Genomic DNA, 17013 nt, shown 5'->3' with positions numbered 1-17013 from the left:
ATGGTCGCATGCCGGAATTCATCGAGCCGTCGCTGGCCGTGCTTGCTGCAGAACCCCCAACGACGGGAGAGTGGGGGTATGAGATCAAATTCGACGGCTACCGGATGCTCGCGCGTATCGACGCTGGTGACGTCCGAATCTTCACCAGGAACGGCCACGACTGGACCGCCCGACTTCCGCACCTGAGGTCCGTCCTTGAACGATTGCCGGTCGACCGTGCGTGGCTTGACGCGGAGGCCGTCTGGTTCGATACAGAAGGGCGGCCAAACTTCAACGGCCTGCAGAACGCGTTTGACAGACGTCGAACTGCAGGGATTTCGCTCGTCGTCTTCGACCTGATGTGGCTTAACAACAATGATCTCCGGCCGTGGACGTGGCGTGAACGCCGCGCCACGCTGACGAAGCTCGTTGCCGAAATTCTCGGGAACGAGGTGCGCTTCTCTGAGGCGATCGACGCCGACCCCGACGCCATGCTGGCCTCGGCGTGTGCCCTCGGTCTAGAGGGAATCATGGGCAAGCTGGCGGACGCGCCGTATCGCTCGGGAAGATCGGACGGCTGGATCAAACTCAAATGCAGCAAACGCCAGGAGTTCGTCATCGGCGGATTTTCACGCCGTAAGGGCGCAACAGCGGGCGTGCGCGGACTGCTCTTAGGCGTGTACGAGGAAGGTGGTCGACTCCGTTACGTCGGGCAGGTCGCGCCGCGTTTCACGCCCCGCCAAGCGCGGGAATTCGAAAGTCAGCTCGCAGTCATGGGCCGCAACCGGTCACCGTTCGTCAGTGTCCCTACACCCGAAAGGGATCGAGACTTCCACTGGCTGAATCCAGATCTGGTCGCCGAAGTGGCGTTTCTTGAATGGACGCGGACCGGCCAGCTGCGTCATCCGTCGTTTCGCGGGCTGCGCGTCGACAAGCCGGCACGGAGCGTGATTCGCGAAGACCCGCGCGAACCGAAACGCCCCCACAACAGCAAGTGATCTCCTCAAAGCAGAACGGCCCAATCGATCGGCGCGCCAGCATGATCACGAGCGCATTGCGAATCCGCGTCGGCTTGTATATGCTGTGGCATATGCTAACCCGATTGAAGAGGGGCCGTCCTGATGCCAACCCATGACACCCGCCACGCGCGCCTGTTTCGCAACGGGCGCAGCCAGGCCGTGCGGATCCCGCGCGAGTTCGAGCTGCCGGTCTCGGAGGTCACCATCCACCGGGAAGGCCGCCGCTTGATCATTGAGCCCGTGGAGGCCGCGCCCCTGCGCGAGCTGTTCGCCCAGTGGACCCCGCTGGACGAGTCCTTTCCGGACATCGAGGACCTGCCGCCTGAACCGGTCGACATCGAATGACGCTGTACCTGCTCGATACCAACATCTTGTCGAACGTGATCCGCGACCCGCGCGGCGCATGCGCCACCCGGATCGGCGAAACCCCGCCGGAGCAAGTGTGCACCTCGATCGTCGTCGCGGCGGAACTACGGTTCGGCGTCTGGAAGCGTGGCTCGTCAACGCTCGCGCAACGCGTCGAGCAGCTGCTCGCAAGCCTGACGGTGTTGCCGCTGCAGCCGGACGCGGACCGCTGCTACGGGCGGTTGCGGGCCGAGCTTGAAAAGCAAGGTCAGCTGATCGGCGCCAACGACATGCTGATCGCCGCGCATGCGCTGGCCGTCGACGCCGTGCTGGTCACCGACAACACGGCTGAATTCACCCGCGTCGCGGGGCTGCCGGTCGAAAACTGGCTGCGGCCGGCGACGTAATGCGGCGTGGCGGCCGCAGGCGGCACGATCGGAGCCACCGACGCACGACAGTGCGCCTGACAACAGAATGGGAGCGGGGATGAACGGATACGGCGGTGCGGCGATTTTTGCCTTTTCATTGACGGTCGGGTGCCTCGCGCTCGGCTGGAACGTACCGGCGGTAATAACGTTCGCCGCGTGCATCGTGTGCACGGTCAACGCGTCCCGAGGCGAGCAATAAGCGCGGGCCGACCGCCGGGCGAACCAGGTATGCCGATCGCCGTCCTGCGATACGTGGGCGTGGCGAAGGAGGTGGCGAAGTGACAACGCCGATGACGGCTGTCCAGCAGATGTTCCTCGAGTGGTGCATCGGCTACATGAAATTCCGGATCGCGGATGCGATGTCGGTCGGCCTGATGTCCCTCGAGGCCGAGCGCTACGATGCGCTGTGGACCATGCTGCAGAAGGGGCGGTACGGCTTCCTCTGCGACGACATGATCGAGACCGGCCGGCGCCTGTTTCCGGACGCGCCGAACGCACCGGAGGGTTCCGGGCTCGACGCGGCCTACGAGCGCGTGTGTACGGCCCTGGACGACTGGTTGCCGAGCTTTGTCATCCCGCCCGGCCAGGTGTCGTTCCTGCCGGACCCCGAGCTGCCGGACGGTGAGCCAGCTGCGTGAGTGGCTGCCGCGATAGAATCGACCACTACCGAGAGGAGATCGGAAATGAACCCAGGAATCGGGCTGCTGGCGGTCGCGGCGGGGCTGGTAGGGCTGGCGGCGATAGACCGCGGGCTGTCGGCTCTCTGGCCCGCCAGTTACGGGCTGTATCACCCGCTGGCGGCGATCGCCATGCTGGCTAGCTTGCCGCTGGTCGTGTACCTGATTACGCGCCGCTGAGCGACGAGGAACCCGGCTGCGGCCGGGTTTTTGTGGCGCGCGGTCAATGCCGATAACTCTCCTTATCGGCATTGCGTTTAATATGCCAAAACCCCGGAGGGTAGGTTATACCTGTCCTTGACACGACAAAATGTCGTGCTATGCTGAAAACCACCCGACGTTTTGTCGGCTTCTGCCAGGGGGCGCGGATGGAGAAGGGCAAGGACGGCGTGCGGTACGTGTACCGCTGCTTCGAATGTCGCCACAACGGCGAGGTCCGGCTTCCGGACGACAGCCACGACGGCGAGGCGGCCACCTGCGCGCAGTGCGGTGGCCCCGTCACGTTGGAATGGGATGGCGGCGTCACGCTGGAGGTCGCCGTGCGGCGTGGTGCACCGACGCCGGCCGAACTGAAGCAGATGCGCGCCAGCAACGAACGCACGCAGGCTGAGATGGCCGAGCGCCTGGGCGTCACCGAGCGTCAGGTGCAGCGCTGGGAGGCCGGACAGGGCGCCATGCCGATCGCGTCCTGGCAGCTGCTGCGCCGCGTGTGGGGCTATCGTGATCCCGCTGACTTCACGATCGCGCCGGCGCTCACGCGCGGCTGGGATACGGCGCGCGACGTCGCCCGCGACACGATCGAGCGAGGCGACGCGGTCGAGCTGCAGCCCAAGATCGGGCCACGTCTTCTCGCGATAGTGAGCGACACGGCGCTGACCGACAACCGTTATGGCGCGCGTATCACGGAATTCCCGGACGCCCCCGGAGAAGAAGAATTCGCCGGCTTCTGCGTCGGCGAGCGCGTGACCTTTGTGCGCGCGAATGTGATCCACCTCGAGCAGCGCGTGCCGCGCAGTTGAACGAAACGCCTTCACCAGGAGCGACGATGAAAACCGCTTACGACCTGCTACTGGACGCCCCCGACGAGCAGGTGACGCGCTGCCGGCTCGCCTGGAAAGCCGTGGCCGCCGGCGACTGGCAAGACGCCGCGCACTTTCTGCGCAACGCGGCAGACGAGGCCGGCGCGACCTCGTGGGCGGCCGACGCGCGCGCTCTGGCTGAAGCGTACGCCGCCAAGATCGGCGCTGCCTAAGCGCCTCAAAACCGGAGAAAACGATGAGCCTGAAAGCAGTCGAACGACCGATTCTGACCACGGCCCTCACGACAGGTACGCTGTACCGCGCGTTCGTCGTGCTGCCGGATGCCCTGTGCCAATCGCGAGGCTCGTACGAGGAACGAACCGTGTTCTTCGAAGCGCCGCGCGGCGCAGATGAGGCCGCCCACCTGCAACGATTGCTGGCGCACGCATGGTGTGTCGACACGCAAGACTGGGCCGAGGATGGCGCCATCTACAACATCTACAGCGCCGCCGAGCTCTACGCCGACAAGACCGATCCGACCGTCGATCTGCGGCTGCTCGATATCGGCGGTGGCCCGGATGGTGTCGGGCCGACCAAGGCGTACTACGCCCGCACCGCCGACGTGGATCTGTTCGTGACGCCGCGCGTCGCTGCACGCCTGCGCGAGCTGCTCGCGATTGTGGACTCGTTCTACGAGAAAGCCGGGCAGACGCCGGCGAACTGACCGAGCATTGGCCCACTAGCCGTTCGTTGCGAACCAGGGCACCCTTTTTCGGAAAGAGGACAGCGGCGGCATTGACCAACACACAACGAGGAAACCATCCATGATCGAAGTCCAGCGCCTACAGGCCGGCGTCTCACTCGAAGGTCCGCACTACATCATCCAGCTGATCCCGGTCAGCTCGGCCGACTCGCTCGGTTCGCCCACCGTAATCGTCAGCGTGCTGGCGCGCCCCGCGCTGACCGGGGACGATCGGAATGTGCGCCTGGAGGCGTACGACGTTCGGCACGAGTTCCAGCTGGCCGACATCGCCGTCGACGCGCACGAAATGCGCTGCCTGCGCATCGCGTATGAGCGTGCGCCGCTGTTCCGCGAGGGCTTCACGCTGGCGCTTGAAGAAGGCATGGCTGAGCAGCTGGCCGCCTACCTGCCGCGCATCGACCTGATCAGCCTGGTCGCCACCGGCGTGAGCGAAGCCGTTAAGCCGAAGCTGGGCCGTGCGCCGCTGCCGCACGAGCAGGCGGTGATCGCCGACGTCGTGGCCAGCACGGTGCTCGACCAGAGCACGCCGGCGCAGGCGATGGCGTTCGCGATGGGTTTGTCCAGCGAGTGCGTGTTTTCTGAGACCCGGGGCGACCATCCCGACTACGTTGTGCTCGGCGCTGCGCTGCGCAGCCCTGCGGTGGTCGCGATCCTCGAGGACGCTCAGCGAGGCCGGTGATGCGCTAACGACGGGAAACGGAATAGGGAGACGCGATGCAAATCACGCTCGAAACGGCTAAGGCGATCTATCGACAGGCAATAGATCCCAGCGCCAGCGACTCCGCAGGCGCGGCCTGGTGGGATGAGGTCGCGGACGAAGTTCGCGACGTCGTCGCAGCACGAACGATCGCCATCGCCGCGGAGCTGATTGCATGGTGGCACCACGACTGGACGAGCGTCAACGATACCCCGCGCATGGCAGCGACGCGTATTCGAAACGCGGCGAGAATGACGCGCCCCGGAGCATAGGAAAACGACATGACTGATCCGCGCGATATATTTGCGAAAGCCGAGTGGATTCTCACGGGTGGCCAGGGATGGGACTCGTTCTATGGCGCCCACGAGCGGGCAATCCGACACGCCTCTGCACACAACTGGTTCATTCAACCGGAGTCGGAAGTACGGTTGTTTGAGGAAATCGACGACTGCCGTTCCAATGTGGCCGAGCTGGACATATTGATGTCCGAATCGACTCGCGCGCTCCTCGCGGACATCGAACACCGGACCGCCCACGACTTTCCGCCGCGTGCCCATATTGTCAGCGAAGCTTTCGAACTCCACCGAGCAGGCCGCTATCTGGCCAGCATTCCCTTAATGCTGGCAACCGCCGAAGGGATCGGGTGGGACGACACAGGTAAGTCGTTGTTCAATGTTCATCGGAACCGCCCAGAAATCGCCGGCTGGATCGATAAGAACCCCGAGCGCTATCACGGCATCACATTTCTATCGGCGCTGATGGAGAGCCACCCGATGGCAAAGCCGCGGCCCGGCTTTCTGAACAGACACCAAGTGCTTCACGGGCGGCAATTGGATTACGGTAGCGAATTGTTCTCGCTTCAAGCGATCTCTCTGCTCGGATTTGTCGGCTGGGCGTTCTCCGACGATGGCTTGATATCGGTCCAGGATGTTGCAACGCGATCCAAAGCGAAGCAGTAGCCACGGCGATTCATCGAACATCCCATTCCCAGTTGGAGTAGACACCATGGCCCGTTCCTCTTCCAAGAAAGCGCCGGCGCGGCCGGCGCCGCGTCGCGTCGACGCGATCGTGTTTTCGGTCGCGATGCAGACCGGCGACGTCGAGGTGATCGGCATTCCGTTCGAACACCGTGACCGGACGTGGGCCACCCACGCGATCGTCGGTCTGCCGATCGATACAGCGCCGGTCTACGCCGTATCCGACGTCCTCACGGGCCGACATGTGCCGAACAGCGAGGCGGAAACGCTCGACGCGGCACGCGCGCGGGCGATCGCAACCCTCGATGCCGTCACGGACGCGTCGTGGGCCGAGGCCTTTGGCGTAGAACTCCAACCGGCGACCGCCTGAACGATGGCCAATCGTCCCCAGCAGCTGGCCCAGATGCCTTTGCGCAGCTACAGTCGCACCGAATTCACCGCGCTGCGCGCGCGCGTGAAGGGCCTGCCGATCGAGACGATCGAGCGACTGTACTTCGACCGCGAAGACGCCGAGCCGGTCGACGTCGCGCAGCTGCTGCGCACGATGCGCGACGACCTGGTCACGGCCGCGCTGCGCGACGGTTCGCCGGTACTGAAATCTCATCTGCAGGCGGCGATCGAGAAATACGGCGAGCCGCGCCTGACGCCCGTGTCGCTGCAGCTGATCGAGCAGGTCGCCGCGCAGTGGGCGGTCGCGACGCCACGGGCCGAGCATCCGGTCGGCCGATGGTTCCGCTCGCTCGTCGCGGCACGCCTGGAAGGCGAGGGCATCCGCACGCTCGGCGAGCTCGTAGCGTTCGTGAACCGCCGCGGTGGGCAGTGGTGGCGATCGGTGCCGCGCGTCGGCGTCGGCCGCGCTCGTGTGCTGGTCGCCTGGTTGCGGCGACACGCAGAGTCGATCGGCGCGGCCGTTGAGGTGGACGTCGACGCCGGCGACGCGCTCGCGCCGACGTCGGCAGGCGTCACCGTCGGCGCCGGGCAGTTGGCCCCGCTCGAGCGCCTGGCGCTGCCCGTCGAGCTGTCCGGCGCCCACGGGGCGAATCGGGCGCCCGTGTTCGCGTATCTCGGCGCGGCGCACGATCTCGATGCGGTGCGGGCGTACCTGCATCGCTACGACGACCGGCCCGCGACGCAGCGGGTCTACAAGAAGGAACTCGAGCGCCTCGTGCTGTGGTGCGTGGCCGAGCGGGGCGTGGCGCTGTCGTCGATGCGGGTCGAGGATTGCGAGGCGTACAAGGCATTTCTCGCCGCGCCGGGCGAACGCTTCACGGGGCCGCCGGTCGCGCGCACCAGTAGCCTATGGCGGCCGTTCGCGCCGGGCGGCCTGGCGCCGGAAAGCCAGCGCTATGCGGTGCGCGCGATTCGCGCGGCATTCACGTGGCTGGTGGCGGTGCGCTATCTGGCCGGCAACCCTTGGGCGGCCGTCTCGGACCCCAGTGTCGTCAGGCGTGTACGCAAGCTGCAGGTCGAGCGAGCGCTCCCACTCAACCTCTGGACGCGCGTACGCGCGACGCTGGCCGAACGAAGCGAGCTGCAGGGCCCGAGCGGGCCGCGCTGGCGCGCCGCGCGCGCGCTGCTGCTGATGATGGGGGATGGCGGCCTGCGGATCGCCGAGGCGGCCGCAGCGAGGCGTGCGGCGCTCGTCTGGATGCCGGCGGAGGACGACACGCCGGCTAGCTGGTTGCTCGAGGTGATCGGCAAGGGCAACAAGCAACGCTTCGTGCCGATCAGCGACGAGTGCGTCGACGCGCTGCGCGCGCACTGGCGCGATCGCGGCCAGGATCTCGACGCAGCGGCCGCGGCGAAGCCGCCCGGTTTGCCGCTGGTGGCGCCGCTGGTCATCCCGCCGACGCCGCGGGCCCGCGAGAAATTCGGTGAACCGGTCGACACTGACGAAGCGGTAGCCGCAGCAGCAGCGGGTGGCGGGTATTCCGTGCGCGGCGCGCGCGGACTCACGCAATGGGCGGTCGTGCAGCTGCTCGAGGTGATGTCCGATCTGACGGAGCCGGAGCGGCGCAAGCTGGCCAGCACGTCGCCCCATGCATTCCGCCACACGGTTGGCACGCAGATGCTGGCCGCCGGCGTCGCGCTCGAGGTCGTGCAACGCACGCTCGGCCACGCGTCGCTCGGCACGACCTCGATCTACGTGTCGCCGGAAGAGGCACGGATGCGCCGCGAGGCGGCGAAATATCATGCACGTTTGGCTCGTGACAACGGAGAGCGTCGATGATGACCGATGACGAACTGCGGCAACGCCTCGGCGACCATGAAGATCAGCTGGTAGAGCGTAAATCAGAAGGCGTAAAGGGAGACGAATTGCGGCAGACGCTGAGCGCTTTTGCCAACACCATTCAGGCGGGCCGCGTCGGCATTCTTTTCATTGGTGTCGCTGACAAAGGCGGCATGATCACGGGCGTACCGAACTCCGACAGCGTCCAGAAACGCGTGCGCGAGGCTGCCAACGACTGCTACCCGCCAATCCGTAGCTACGAGTCTCATGCATTCACGGTCGACGAAAAGACGATCGTGGCGGTCGTGGTCAGCTCGAGCGACGGTCGGCCTCATTTCACCGGGCCGGCATACGTTAGAGTCGGCTCGGAGTCGGTTAAGGCGTCTGCGGAGCAATTCGACAAGCTTATTGCGAGTCGCAATGAGAAGGCCGGAGCAATCCTGCGGATGAGAGATCAGCCGATCACCATCGAAGCAATCGGCCGACGCTTCGACAATCCGACGCACGCGCCCGGCGCGCGCTCCCAGAGCGAAGCGCGAATCCACGACTGTGACGCCCACACCGTGCGACTCACCGTGCTTGCCGCCGGCATGTCTGGCTGGACAATCGCTGAGCCGCTCGAGCGAGTAACGATCAGCCACGACGAGCGGCGACACAGGCCGATGCTGATTCTCCGTCCCCAGCCTTGATTGCGGCGAGGACCTCGACATTCTCCTAAGGGGGCTCTCCGACACGTCGCGAGACTTTGCAGTGATGCCAGGCCGATGCGCCAAACTTGGCCGTACACACGATCATCGATTAGCCATGGAACAGACCAAGCACAAGCCCGAGCCGGTCCAACCGGGAAATCCGCACCAGCTCACGCGAAACCAGCACATTTTCCCGCGCGCGAGCATTGAGCGGTTCCGAAATCCGAAAACAGGCTTGTCTGCGCTAAGTTTCGCTGCAAAAAAAATTATTCGAAATATCGATGCCCGAAACAAGCTCTTTTGCGCCAACCATGTGTGGGACCAGCGGGCGGAAGGGGGATTCGGTGCAAGCATCGAACGCGATTTTCAGTCCCTCGCCGAGAGGCTGATAAAGGGGGACACGCGGTGGCTGAGTTTTAATCATCGGCTCATCACGCAGTTCCACGCACTATGGCAAGGCCGAGCGCAATACGCCGACAACCCCGAACCAGCAGTCAAGTTCAATGCTGGCCGAGGCACTCCAGACCTCACCCGAGACTTTAAGGAACGTCTAGAGGCTTGCCACACGACATACATCGACGAAGACAACTCGCTACCGAGTCGCCAAGCCACCGGGCTTCATATCCACGCTGGAATCATGATGGCCATGAGGACGCACGGTGCGTTGGAGTGGCGCTTGTGCCAGGCGAGCCCGGACGCCGGGGAATTTCTCGTGCCCGATACGCCGGCGACCTTCTACATACCGCTCACTCCAACTTTGGCCTTGCTCGGCGCGTCAGACATCGACGTCGCACGGCCGAACGTGATGAAGATCATCAATCTGACGGCGTTGGCGCACAGCCGTCGATTCGTGATCGCGCATGATTGGACCCGTTGCTTCGTTGCCTACAGCGAACGTCAATATATGCATTCGCGATTGCAACCGCGGTTCCGCGTCAATCTCTTTCCTGACGACTGCATGGCCGCAAGCATTACCGCGAACTACATCGACCGAGCCTGACGATTATGCTAAGTTGGATTCATTACCTAGCTTTCTACGTGGACGGAGTACACGTCGAGCGTGGTGCTAGAGAATGTAAAAAGTCATAGGAAAACGGGGAGAGTCGCGATTCGCAATCTACTCATCTTGCTTCTGCTGGCCGTGGTCTTCACGCTTGGGAAAGCCCTTGTCCGCGTCGAGAACGAGCGATACGCGCTTTGGCTCGGAGCGTGTCCGAATATGAATGGAACGCTCAAGGCCATGAGTGCTGGCGACACTGATGCATGGAAATGCACGAAGGCCGTGAAGTCGCGGACAGCTTGGTGGTGGCACCTGTACTACGCCGTTTCGAACAACGATTGACCAAAGAAACCAAAGCGGAGACTCATACGATAGCGCGAATCAGAAAGCCCGAGGCTCATGTCCACGCGCGCAGTCGCTCGGGAGCCGACCTCTACGGAATACCGGATCCATTACCGGAAGCCGATACAATGCACAAGTCAATTCCATCCTGACCGACCATGCGACTCTACTACCTGACAGCAGAAAAATGGGCGAAGAAGATTATCGACGAACGTCGCATGAAAATCTCGCTTTTCGAAGAACTTAACGACCCCTTTGAGCTGTTACCACACATCCTCCCTACTCAACAGCATCGAAGGGTTGCTCAGGTGCTTCGCCAGCATCTATCCAAACAGCGTGGTGTTATCTGTTTTTCAACGCATTGGCAAAGTCCGGTCATGTGGGCACATTACGGCAACAAACACTACGGCATGTGTCTTGGGTTCGATGTACCAGATGAATGGGCGATGAAGATCAATTACGAACCAAATCGACTCAATTTCGACATCGACCTAAATGCGCACAACGCTGGGGTTACCCCCGACATGGTGAAAGCTATGCTGCTAACGAAGTTCGATGCGTGGCGATACGAAGGCGAGTATCGGGTAATGGCTGACCTTCAGGACCGGGATGACGATGGACACTACTACGCGGAATTTGGTGACCATCTCGCGTTGCGCGAGGTGGTCATCGGCGTGCGCTGCGAAACGCCACAAGAGGAGGTTGCGTCCTGGATCGGTGACATTGGCCACGACGTAGAGGTCCGAAAAGCACGGTTGGCGTTCAAAGAATTCAAAATCGTCGAACAGAGAAATATGCCTGTTCTCGTGACTGGCCGCCATTCGGAATAGAATGGATACGCACGGCAAACAAAGCGGACGCGTCAGCACTCGCTACGCGATATGGCGAGCAAGCGAGCCGACAATCGTGCCATTGTGATAAACGCGCTTACCGCTGCACGCGACCGCCGAGAAATGGTGCTGAACGCACCCCCACGACCGCAGGCAGTCTGTTGCGATCGAGGTAGAGCAACGGCCACAAGTGCCGTACGATCACGACGATGGTGCATGGTGGTTGGTCCAGTCTGGCGCGCAACGCCAGCCTTGTGAATATCACGGCATTCAATGGGAGGACTCGTCGATGACGCTGCTGATTCAGATTGCCCCCGGCGTACTGTTCTCGTCCGATGTCCTGAGCCCCGAATGGGGCCGCGAGCGCTGCCGGAACGAGCGGGGGGGCGATGCCATTGCGAGTTCGCCTGTCGCGGAGCAACCGCAAATGGCGGCACCGGAGCATGATCGCGAACCCTCAACGGCCAGCGGCAATCAATTGTCGTTGCTGTAGTCCCGGTCACCGGCGACAACACGACCAGGTCGACCGCTGTGATGACTGACCAAAAAGGGAGAAGCGCGATCTCGTTGACCACGGGATTCCAATCCGTCCGCGACCTGCATGCTACGATGCTGACAAGTTTCAAGAGGGTGTCCGTCGCTTGTGCTCGCTTGGCGAGGGACAACCGAACCTCTTGAGACCCAGAGGGGTGCCGCGTGGGCCATAGCTGCAGCCCTCGCTTCACGACGTTGGCATTCCTGATGACTTCGGTATGCGAGTGCAGTGAACCGTTGCGGACGACGCGGCAAGCTACCCGATAGCTGCGGCCATCAGCTGGTCCAGCACAAGCGCCAGCACGACCGCATAGGCGTGAAGCATTATGGGCAACGTCATGCCGTTCGAACGAATTCTCGCCACTGCGAAAACCACGCCGACAAGAAAAATCGTCAAGTTCGTCGTCCAGTATTGGTAAGCGTGGACGTACGAGAAGAACAACCCGGTTGCACATACCGCGACCGCTGCGACCCACCAGCTCGCACGGAAGGGGAGCATAGATAGCAGGAAATGGCGGAAGGCCAACTCCTCGACTACCGGCGGAAGCAAAAGCATCGCACCGATCATCACGACAATTTGTAGGGACGTCTTGGACTGAAAGAGCGAAGCCATGATCGGTTCACGCGGCTGGTGTGTTAGCCATGCGAGCCCGTATCCCAGGAGATACACGAGCGTGACCAACGCGATGCCGGTAACCACGTCTCGCCGCTTGAACGCCCCAACAAATTGAATGTCGGGAAACACCAGGCGCCGATGGACGTAGAACATGCCGCCAAGAAATACGAGCGCGGGGACGTATGCGAAGAGGATCGTGTAAGACTTGGCTTCGGAAGTCAGCCCGAACTGTTCTACCACCACACCAAGCAGAACAAGCTCGAGTAGTCGATAGCCCCAATAGACGAAAAATCCGAACAGCAAGGCCCAGCGCCAGCTTTTGGCAAACGCTTTCGCGCTGCGAGGGGGAGGGTAGCTGGGTTCAGTAATCGTAGTGGCCATCGGGTTTAGTCTCTAGGGTAGGAGGTGATGATCTGCTTAGTTGGTTGATGCTTGTACCCGGAAACTACGTGCGCCCGGATGTCGGAAGTGAAGTGATGAGCACCGCACCGCATGAGGTCTTGTGGCCGTCGAATGATGCGAAACTACCCTCCACGTTGAAATCGGCATCACCCTCCACGATCACACACTCGCCGTGGATAGGGCAGGTGCAGCGGTCGCCGACTCGTGCGACCGGCCGTCCCATGACTTCGCTGTTGGGCGCGCCTAACTCGACGCGTCCTCCGTGACTGTGTACGTCTCCAACCCGAATTACACCGCGCATGAAAGCTCCTGCTACTGGTTCAAGACCGACGTAGACTCTGCCGCACGGTCACATCGATTTTCCATCGTGCTGGCAATTCACGTGCAGACGCCATATCGCTTCATTTGCGTGCTCTGAACGCTTTGATCGCTTTGACCAAACCCACGATAACCAGGGTGAGTCCGATTACAACGATGAGAACCGGCATGGAGAAAACGAAGCTCAACTGAGCATTGCTTTGCATATGCCACTGGTCAAATGCACCAATCGCCAGAAACACAATAAGAACGGAGAAAAGGCCAATTCCCGCGCCAATTAACCCAACGCCCCACCCCAACAATTGATGATGGCGTGAGGGTTTGTACGCCCCCAGTCCCATAGCAAACCTCACGTCGAAAACGGATGACGCGCGCACCGCGCGTCGTCCACGTTGCTCCATGTCACGCTGCGGTTAGCTTAGAAGCTGTAGCCTTGCCCGGACCGACTGTAATCGACGTCGTGCCGCTTTCCCCACCAGGGCAGATACGCACTGCCTTCGCCGGCCGCGCGGAACCATGGCTTCTTTGGATCGACCGGATTCAGCTTCGCAGGAGGAACAACGACAACGGCCATCGGGTGTTCGGCATCGTTCGTGCCGGCAACCAGCGTATTCCCGCCGAGATGGTTCGCGCGGCCGATCGCGAGTGCCACGTCGGTCAGCGCGGTACCGGCACCCATCTCGCCAAGCAGCGCCGGCGTGTTGAAGGTCTGCTTCTTGAAGTCGTACTCGGGCAGCACCTCGGTCAACGTCTGTGACAGCGCACCAAGCCGTGCAGACGCAACGTCGCTGCCCTTGCCGGCGTCGTGGACCACGTAGTGCAGGTCCGCCGTCGTCACACCTGCATTATGGGCCGCCTGTTCGATGGTCGATTTCCACGCCTGCACTGCGCGCGTCGTCCCGGACTTCTTCTCGAAGTCGTTCACGTTGCCGACAGCTACGCGCCCGACCCATGCGAGCGGTTCACGCTCCGTCTTGAAGTCCGGACCCGTTAGAACGAGCAGAACCATGTTCTCGTTCATCTGGTTGTCTTTCGGCGGGAAGCTCGGCGCATCCCAGTTCATCACCCATACGCTCTGGTCGGGGTGTGCTTGCAGATAGTCGAGTGCGCGATTCAGCGAAGTGAAGCCCGCGTTCGGACCACCGGGCGTGATGTGAACGTCTGGCGGAGTATCCTTGCTCCACAAACTTGGTGCATCCTGATTGCCAATCTCAAACATCGACACGAACTGCTTGACCAAGTACTTTCGAGATTCCTCCGGATCAAGGCGTTTTTCCGGAATTGCAAACTCGATGTGGGTTCCAGCCAGCTCTCGCCACCCCTTTCGTTCCTTTGAGTGGACGTTGTAGAAATACACCGGGCTCATCACGTAAATTTCGCCGAATAAAACGAGAAGTTGATCGATGTACTTCTCATAAAACCCGTCAAACGTCTCGCGGCCATCATTGCCATAGGCTACGCCGGCGACTGGCTGCAAGGTGGTGAAGCCTTTCGGATCCTCCTTGACCATGTCATCGTGCTCGTTGGGCTGAACGAGACCCATCGTCCAAAGCAGCTGCCATTCGGTCGGATAGTCGCGCCGTTCTAGCGGATTGAGCCACGCGAGCCCAACGACTTGCGCGCGAAACGGTTGATTGGGGACTGGGGCTGCCACGGCGACGCTAGCCCCTGTGCCAACCGTGGTTGCCGCGACTTTTTCTCCGCCAGATTTTCGAAGTCCCGTCCAGAGCGCCAACACAGCGACCACGACCAACAGCGGCAACACAATCAATCGTTTCATCCATTCCTCAACCGAGAGCGGCTGCGGTGCAGCCTGCTGAGCATGATACGTCCAGGTCGCCGCTATCGCGACCGACAACAGCAAGATGGCAAGCGCGACGGCAACACGTCGCGGCCGAGACGAAATGAGCGCGCTCATAAGGAATGAGCCGCGTCGAGAATCATCCAGCCGTCTCTTTCATCAACGATTTTCTTCGGCATGTGCGCATCGGGATCTTCTTTGATCCAGCGAGTAAGAAAGCTTCCGTTCATCTTGCCTTCGTGAAAATATTCCGCATATTTTTTGTGAGGGTTGGCTTTATCCAGCCCCTTTCCGAAGCGCCAGTCGGCTTCAATACGCAAATCCCTCCAGTCGTCCGGCGTCAGCTTGCACAAGCCGATCGCGACATCATAGGCGAGAGCGTGCTCCGCATGCATCGCGTTCGTCATGATCGTCGAGTGATTGGTCGGGTTGTTCTTCTCCGTCTCACCAAGGTAAGCCGTTACGGTGGCCCCGGAGTACTGCTTTGCCTCGCCGTTCGAGTTGAAGCCTGGTTGCTCTGAAATGACGTTGCCGTTTCCGTCCATCAACGCGCTGTTTGTCTTTTCGTTATGCCGAACGGTTTGGCGAACGATCGCGTGCATTTCGTAGCGCATATCCGCTTCGCTGTCTTCGTTGCCCAGCGCAGTGGCACCGCCGTAGTTGTCGATTGCATCGCCCGACTTCTTTTCCGCAGCAGTTTTGCTCTTGTCGCGCGCAGCGGCGACCGGGTCATTGCCTTCGTTAAAGAGGCTGGTTGCTGCCGGGCCGTCATGGACGGGCGACATCGGACTACCGTATTTCATTGCGACCGGGGTGAAAGGGTGATCCAGCTTGGGTGCGTCGATCGGAATCGCCCACCAGTCGGGTGGCGTCGCATTGACCGCCGGCCGTCCGATGTTGACGAGCGTTCCAATACCTCGCATCTTCCAGATCCCCCACATGTCTCGAAGGGTCGTTCGGCTTTGCAACGATTTGATGATCGAGAACTGTGCTTCGGGCGACGGGGGATACCAGAAGCCTTTCGTCTTTCCCTTCTTGTAGCGCCAGTCATTCTTGGTGTAATCGTAAAGCTCCCCGGGCTTCTGGCCGACAAGGTAGCCCGAGGCGAATACACGTTGCGTGAAGCAATCAGCGCCGCCCGTGACTTCGATTTCATATGGGGTCAATCCTCGCCAACCGATCCCCTGGACGGTCGTCGCGGAGATCACTTGATCGTGCGGACAACAGTAGAGGGTAACCCGACCGTAGGTACGGTACGTGTTTCCATAACCTGTCGGTCCCATGGAGGTTTTACCCCATACCTGAAGCCCGTGCGCCTGTCGATCGTCTGCTGCCTTGTAGGGTTTGCCTTTTGACGACGTGCACATATTCGACATTTCCGGATCGATATCCTCTGGTGTCGGTTCTTGGCTGAACCGAGCCCGGATAATGTCGAAGAAGTTGGACAGAGTGTGTACGCGAGCTTCCCACGTTTCACGGCCGCGTCGGCCTTTTGAATCCTTTGCGGTGCGTTGAGTCCAGGAATCGGTCTTGAGGTCGTCAACCAAGCTGTATGGCGCGTTGGCCAGCACATAGGCGTCGGCGACACAATGGCCGGATTTCCCTTGGCCATCCTTCACATCAGGCAATTGGTCGCCCAGAAACGCGGCCGTGATCCCGACGATGTTGCCTTGGCTATGACAAACCACAGTGATCGGACAATCCGCTTGCTTTTTCCGAATCGACTCGATCAATTTAGCGAGACGCAGGGCAGCCATTACCCCGTAATGACGATTAGGTGTTGAGTACACCATCCGCGCGGCAACGGGGTTCAAATCCTGGATCTGCAGCCACAGAAACAGTCGGTCGTTGACCCCGACGTTCCACAAGTCCGGAAGGCTCGAACACCCGTTTGCAAATGGGCCGCCCCCCCAGTAGTTTTGTTCGTTCAGGAAAATGTTCCCACCAAACTCCTGCAGCTCTTCCTTATTCGCCTTATGTCCCCACCGGAAATGGATGACCGGTGACCACGAAGGGTCGGGTTGCACGTAGGTTTGCGGCGTCATCTTCGGATTGACGAAGCCGTCATTCGTCAGGAACTTGATGTACTTAGCCGGGGTAAGCTGTCCGCCCTCGGGGCCTTTGAACATCATCTGATCGTCGAGCCGCCCAAGGCGCCGATTCAATCCTCGGCAGATACCTTCTTCGGCCGGGCCGAACCACTCCCCCTCGGAGTTGACCCCGTGCACGAAGATCACGACGCCTGGCAACGGCATCGGTTTGACTGCAACGAGTTCCTTCTTCTTGTTGGGCAGTAGAGTGCCCTTGGCGGTCGCGGCTGGACTGCGTGGTGTTGTTGGCATGACCC

At 61.4% G+C, this 17013-nt stretch carries 22 protein-coding genes; 17 read left to right on the top strand and 5 right to left on the bottom strand.

The window, feature by feature from the left end:
- Positions 1 to 8 precede the first annotated feature (8 nt).
- From ligD to HWX76_RS31480, 17 genes are all read left to right on the top strand, one after another.
- Entirely contained in the window at positions 9 to 977 is a 969-nt protein-coding gene (gene ligD / locus HWX76_RS31560; RefSeq protein ID WP_244138043.1) for a non-homologous end-joining DNA ligase, read from the top strand.
- Between the two features lie 123 nt (positions 978 to 1100).
- Positions 1101 to 1343 carry an AbrB/MazE/SpoVT family DNA-binding domain-containing protein gene (locus HWX76_RS31555; RefSeq protein ID WP_089487614.1) on the top strand — a complete coding sequence of 81 codons (243 nt, stop codon included), beginning with the start codon at positions 1101 to 1103 and terminating at the stop codon, positions 1341 to 1343.
- Positions 1340 to 1750 carry a type II toxin-antitoxin system VapC family toxin gene (locus tag HWX76_RS31550; protein WP_006482112.1) on the top strand — a complete coding sequence of 137 codons (411 nt, stop codon included), beginning with the start codon at positions 1340 to 1342 and terminating at the stop codon, positions 1748 to 1750. The genes HWX76_RS31555 and HWX76_RS31550 overlap by 4 nt, the downstream gene beginning before the upstream one ends.
- A gap of 299 nt (positions 1751 to 2049) precedes the next feature.
- Positions 2050 to 2409 (top strand): hypothetical protein, encoded by a 360-nt coding sequence (locus HWX76_RS31545; RefSeq protein ID WP_244138042.1) that lies wholly within the window; start codon positions 2050 to 2052, stop codon positions 2407 to 2409.
- A 45-nt stretch (positions 2410 to 2454) separates the two neighbouring features.
- Positions 2455 to 2628, top strand: a complete 174-nt coding sequence (locus tag HWX76_RS31540) for a hypothetical protein (protein ID WP_176016863.1) — start codon at positions 2455 to 2457, stop codon at positions 2626 to 2628.
- Positions 2629 to 2768: 140 nt separating this feature from the next.
- Positions 2769 to 3467 carry a helix-turn-helix domain-containing protein gene (locus HWX76_RS31535; RefSeq protein ID WP_244138041.1) on the top strand — a complete coding sequence of 233 codons (699 nt, stop codon included), beginning with the start codon at positions 2769 to 2771 and terminating at the stop codon, positions 3465 to 3467.
- Between the two features lie 26 nt (positions 3468 to 3493).
- On the top strand, positions 3494 to 3700 hold the full coding sequence (locus HWX76_RS31530; protein WP_089487611.1) for a hypothetical protein: 207 nt from the start codon (positions 3494 to 3496) through the stop codon (positions 3698 to 3700).
- 23 nt (positions 3701 to 3723) lie between these two features.
- Entirely contained in the window at positions 3724 to 4191 is a 468-nt protein-coding gene (locus HWX76_RS31525) for a hypothetical protein (RefSeq protein ID WP_089487610.1), read from the top strand.
- Between the two features lie 100 nt (positions 4192 to 4291).
- Positions 4292 to 4909 carry a hypothetical protein gene (locus HWX76_RS31520; RefSeq protein ID WP_089487609.1) on the top strand — a complete coding sequence of 206 codons (618 nt, stop codon included), beginning with the start codon at positions 4292 to 4294 and terminating at the stop codon, positions 4907 to 4909.
- Positions 4910 to 4944: 35 nt separating this feature from the next.
- Entirely contained in the window at positions 4945 to 5199 is a 255-nt protein-coding gene (locus HWX76_RS31515) for a hypothetical protein (RefSeq protein WP_089487608.1), read from the top strand.
- 9 nt (positions 5200 to 5208) lie between these two features.
- Positions 5209 to 5886 carry a hypothetical protein gene (locus tag HWX76_RS31510; RefSeq protein WP_089487607.1) on the top strand — a complete coding sequence of 226 codons (678 nt, stop codon included), beginning with the start codon at positions 5209 to 5211 and terminating at the stop codon, positions 5884 to 5886.
- A gap of 46 nt (positions 5887 to 5932) precedes the next feature.
- Complete coding sequence (locus HWX76_RS31505; RefSeq protein ID WP_089487606.1) at positions 5933 to 6274, top strand: hypothetical protein; 342 nt, start codon at positions 5933 to 5935, stop codon at positions 6272 to 6274.
- Between the two features lie 3 nt (positions 6275 to 6277).
- Positions 6278 to 8134 (top strand): phage integrase family protein, encoded by a 1857-nt coding sequence (locus HWX76_RS31500; RefSeq protein WP_089487605.1) that lies wholly within the window; start codon positions 6278 to 6280, stop codon positions 8132 to 8134.
- Positions 8131 to 8823 (top strand): ATP-binding protein, encoded by a 693-nt coding sequence (locus HWX76_RS31495; protein ID WP_176016862.1) that lies wholly within the window; start codon positions 8131 to 8133, stop codon positions 8821 to 8823. The genes HWX76_RS31500 and HWX76_RS31495 overlap by 4 nt, the downstream gene beginning before the upstream one ends.
- A 115-nt stretch (positions 8824 to 8938) precedes the next feature.
- Positions 8939 to 9823, top strand: coding sequence for a DUF4238 domain-containing protein (locus HWX76_RS31490; protein WP_089487604.1), 885 nt, complete (start codon positions 8939 to 8941; stop codon positions 9821 to 9823).
- Positions 9824 to 10323: 500 nt separating this feature from the next.
- Positions 10324 to 10995, top strand: a complete 672-nt coding sequence (locus tag HWX76_RS31485; protein ID WP_089487602.1) for a DUF2971 domain-containing protein — start codon at positions 10324 to 10326, stop codon at positions 10993 to 10995.
- Positions 10996 to 11284: 289 nt separating this feature from the next.
- The gene (locus tag HWX76_RS31480; RefSeq protein ID WP_089487601.1) at positions 11285 to 11488 is read left to right on the top strand and encodes a hypothetical protein; all 204 of its coding nucleotides are present in this window, start codon (positions 11285 to 11287) and stop codon (positions 11486 to 11488) included.
- Between the two features lie 297 nt (positions 11489 to 11785).
- Here the strand turns inward: HWX76_RS31480 and HWX76_RS31475 are convergent, their stop codons facing one another.
- The 5 genes from HWX76_RS31475 to HWX76_RS31455 form a co-directional block, all read right to left on the bottom strand.
- Positions 11786 to 12526 (bottom strand): CPBP family intramembrane glutamic endopeptidase, encoded by a 741-nt coding sequence (locus HWX76_RS31475; protein ID WP_176016861.1) that lies wholly within the window; start codon positions 12524 to 12526, stop codon positions 11786 to 11788.
- 64 nt (positions 12527 to 12590) lie between these two features.
- A complete protein-coding gene (locus HWX76_RS31470) occupies positions 12591 to 12848 on the bottom strand; it encodes a PAAR domain-containing protein (RefSeq protein WP_089484732.1) in 258 nt (85 codons plus the stop codon).
- Between the two features lie 100 nt (positions 12849 to 12948).
- Positions 12949 to 13266, bottom strand: coding sequence for a hypothetical protein (locus HWX76_RS31465; RefSeq protein WP_143750925.1), 318 nt, complete (start codon positions 13264 to 13266; stop codon positions 12949 to 12951).
- Positions 13267 to 13283: 17 nt separating this feature from the next.
- Positions 13284 to 14783 (bottom strand): virulence factor, encoded by a 1500-nt coding sequence (locus HWX76_RS31460; RefSeq protein ID WP_176016860.1) that lies wholly within the window; start codon positions 14781 to 14783, stop codon positions 13284 to 13286.
- Positions 14780 to 17008 carry a DUF3274 domain-containing protein gene (locus HWX76_RS31455; protein WP_089484730.1) on the bottom strand — a complete coding sequence of 743 codons (2229 nt, stop codon included), beginning with the start codon at positions 17006 to 17008 and terminating at the stop codon, positions 14780 to 14782. The genes HWX76_RS31460 and HWX76_RS31455 overlap by 4 nt, the downstream gene beginning before the upstream one ends.
- Positions 17009 to 17013 lie beyond the last annotated feature (5 nt).

Source organism: Burkholderia sp. BCC0398, from assembly GCF_902833245.1.
Lineage (GTDB): Bacteria > Pseudomonadota > Gammaproteobacteria > Burkholderiales > Burkholderiaceae > Burkholderia > Burkholderia sola.
This window is presented reverse-complemented; position numbering and strand designations above follow the sequence as displayed.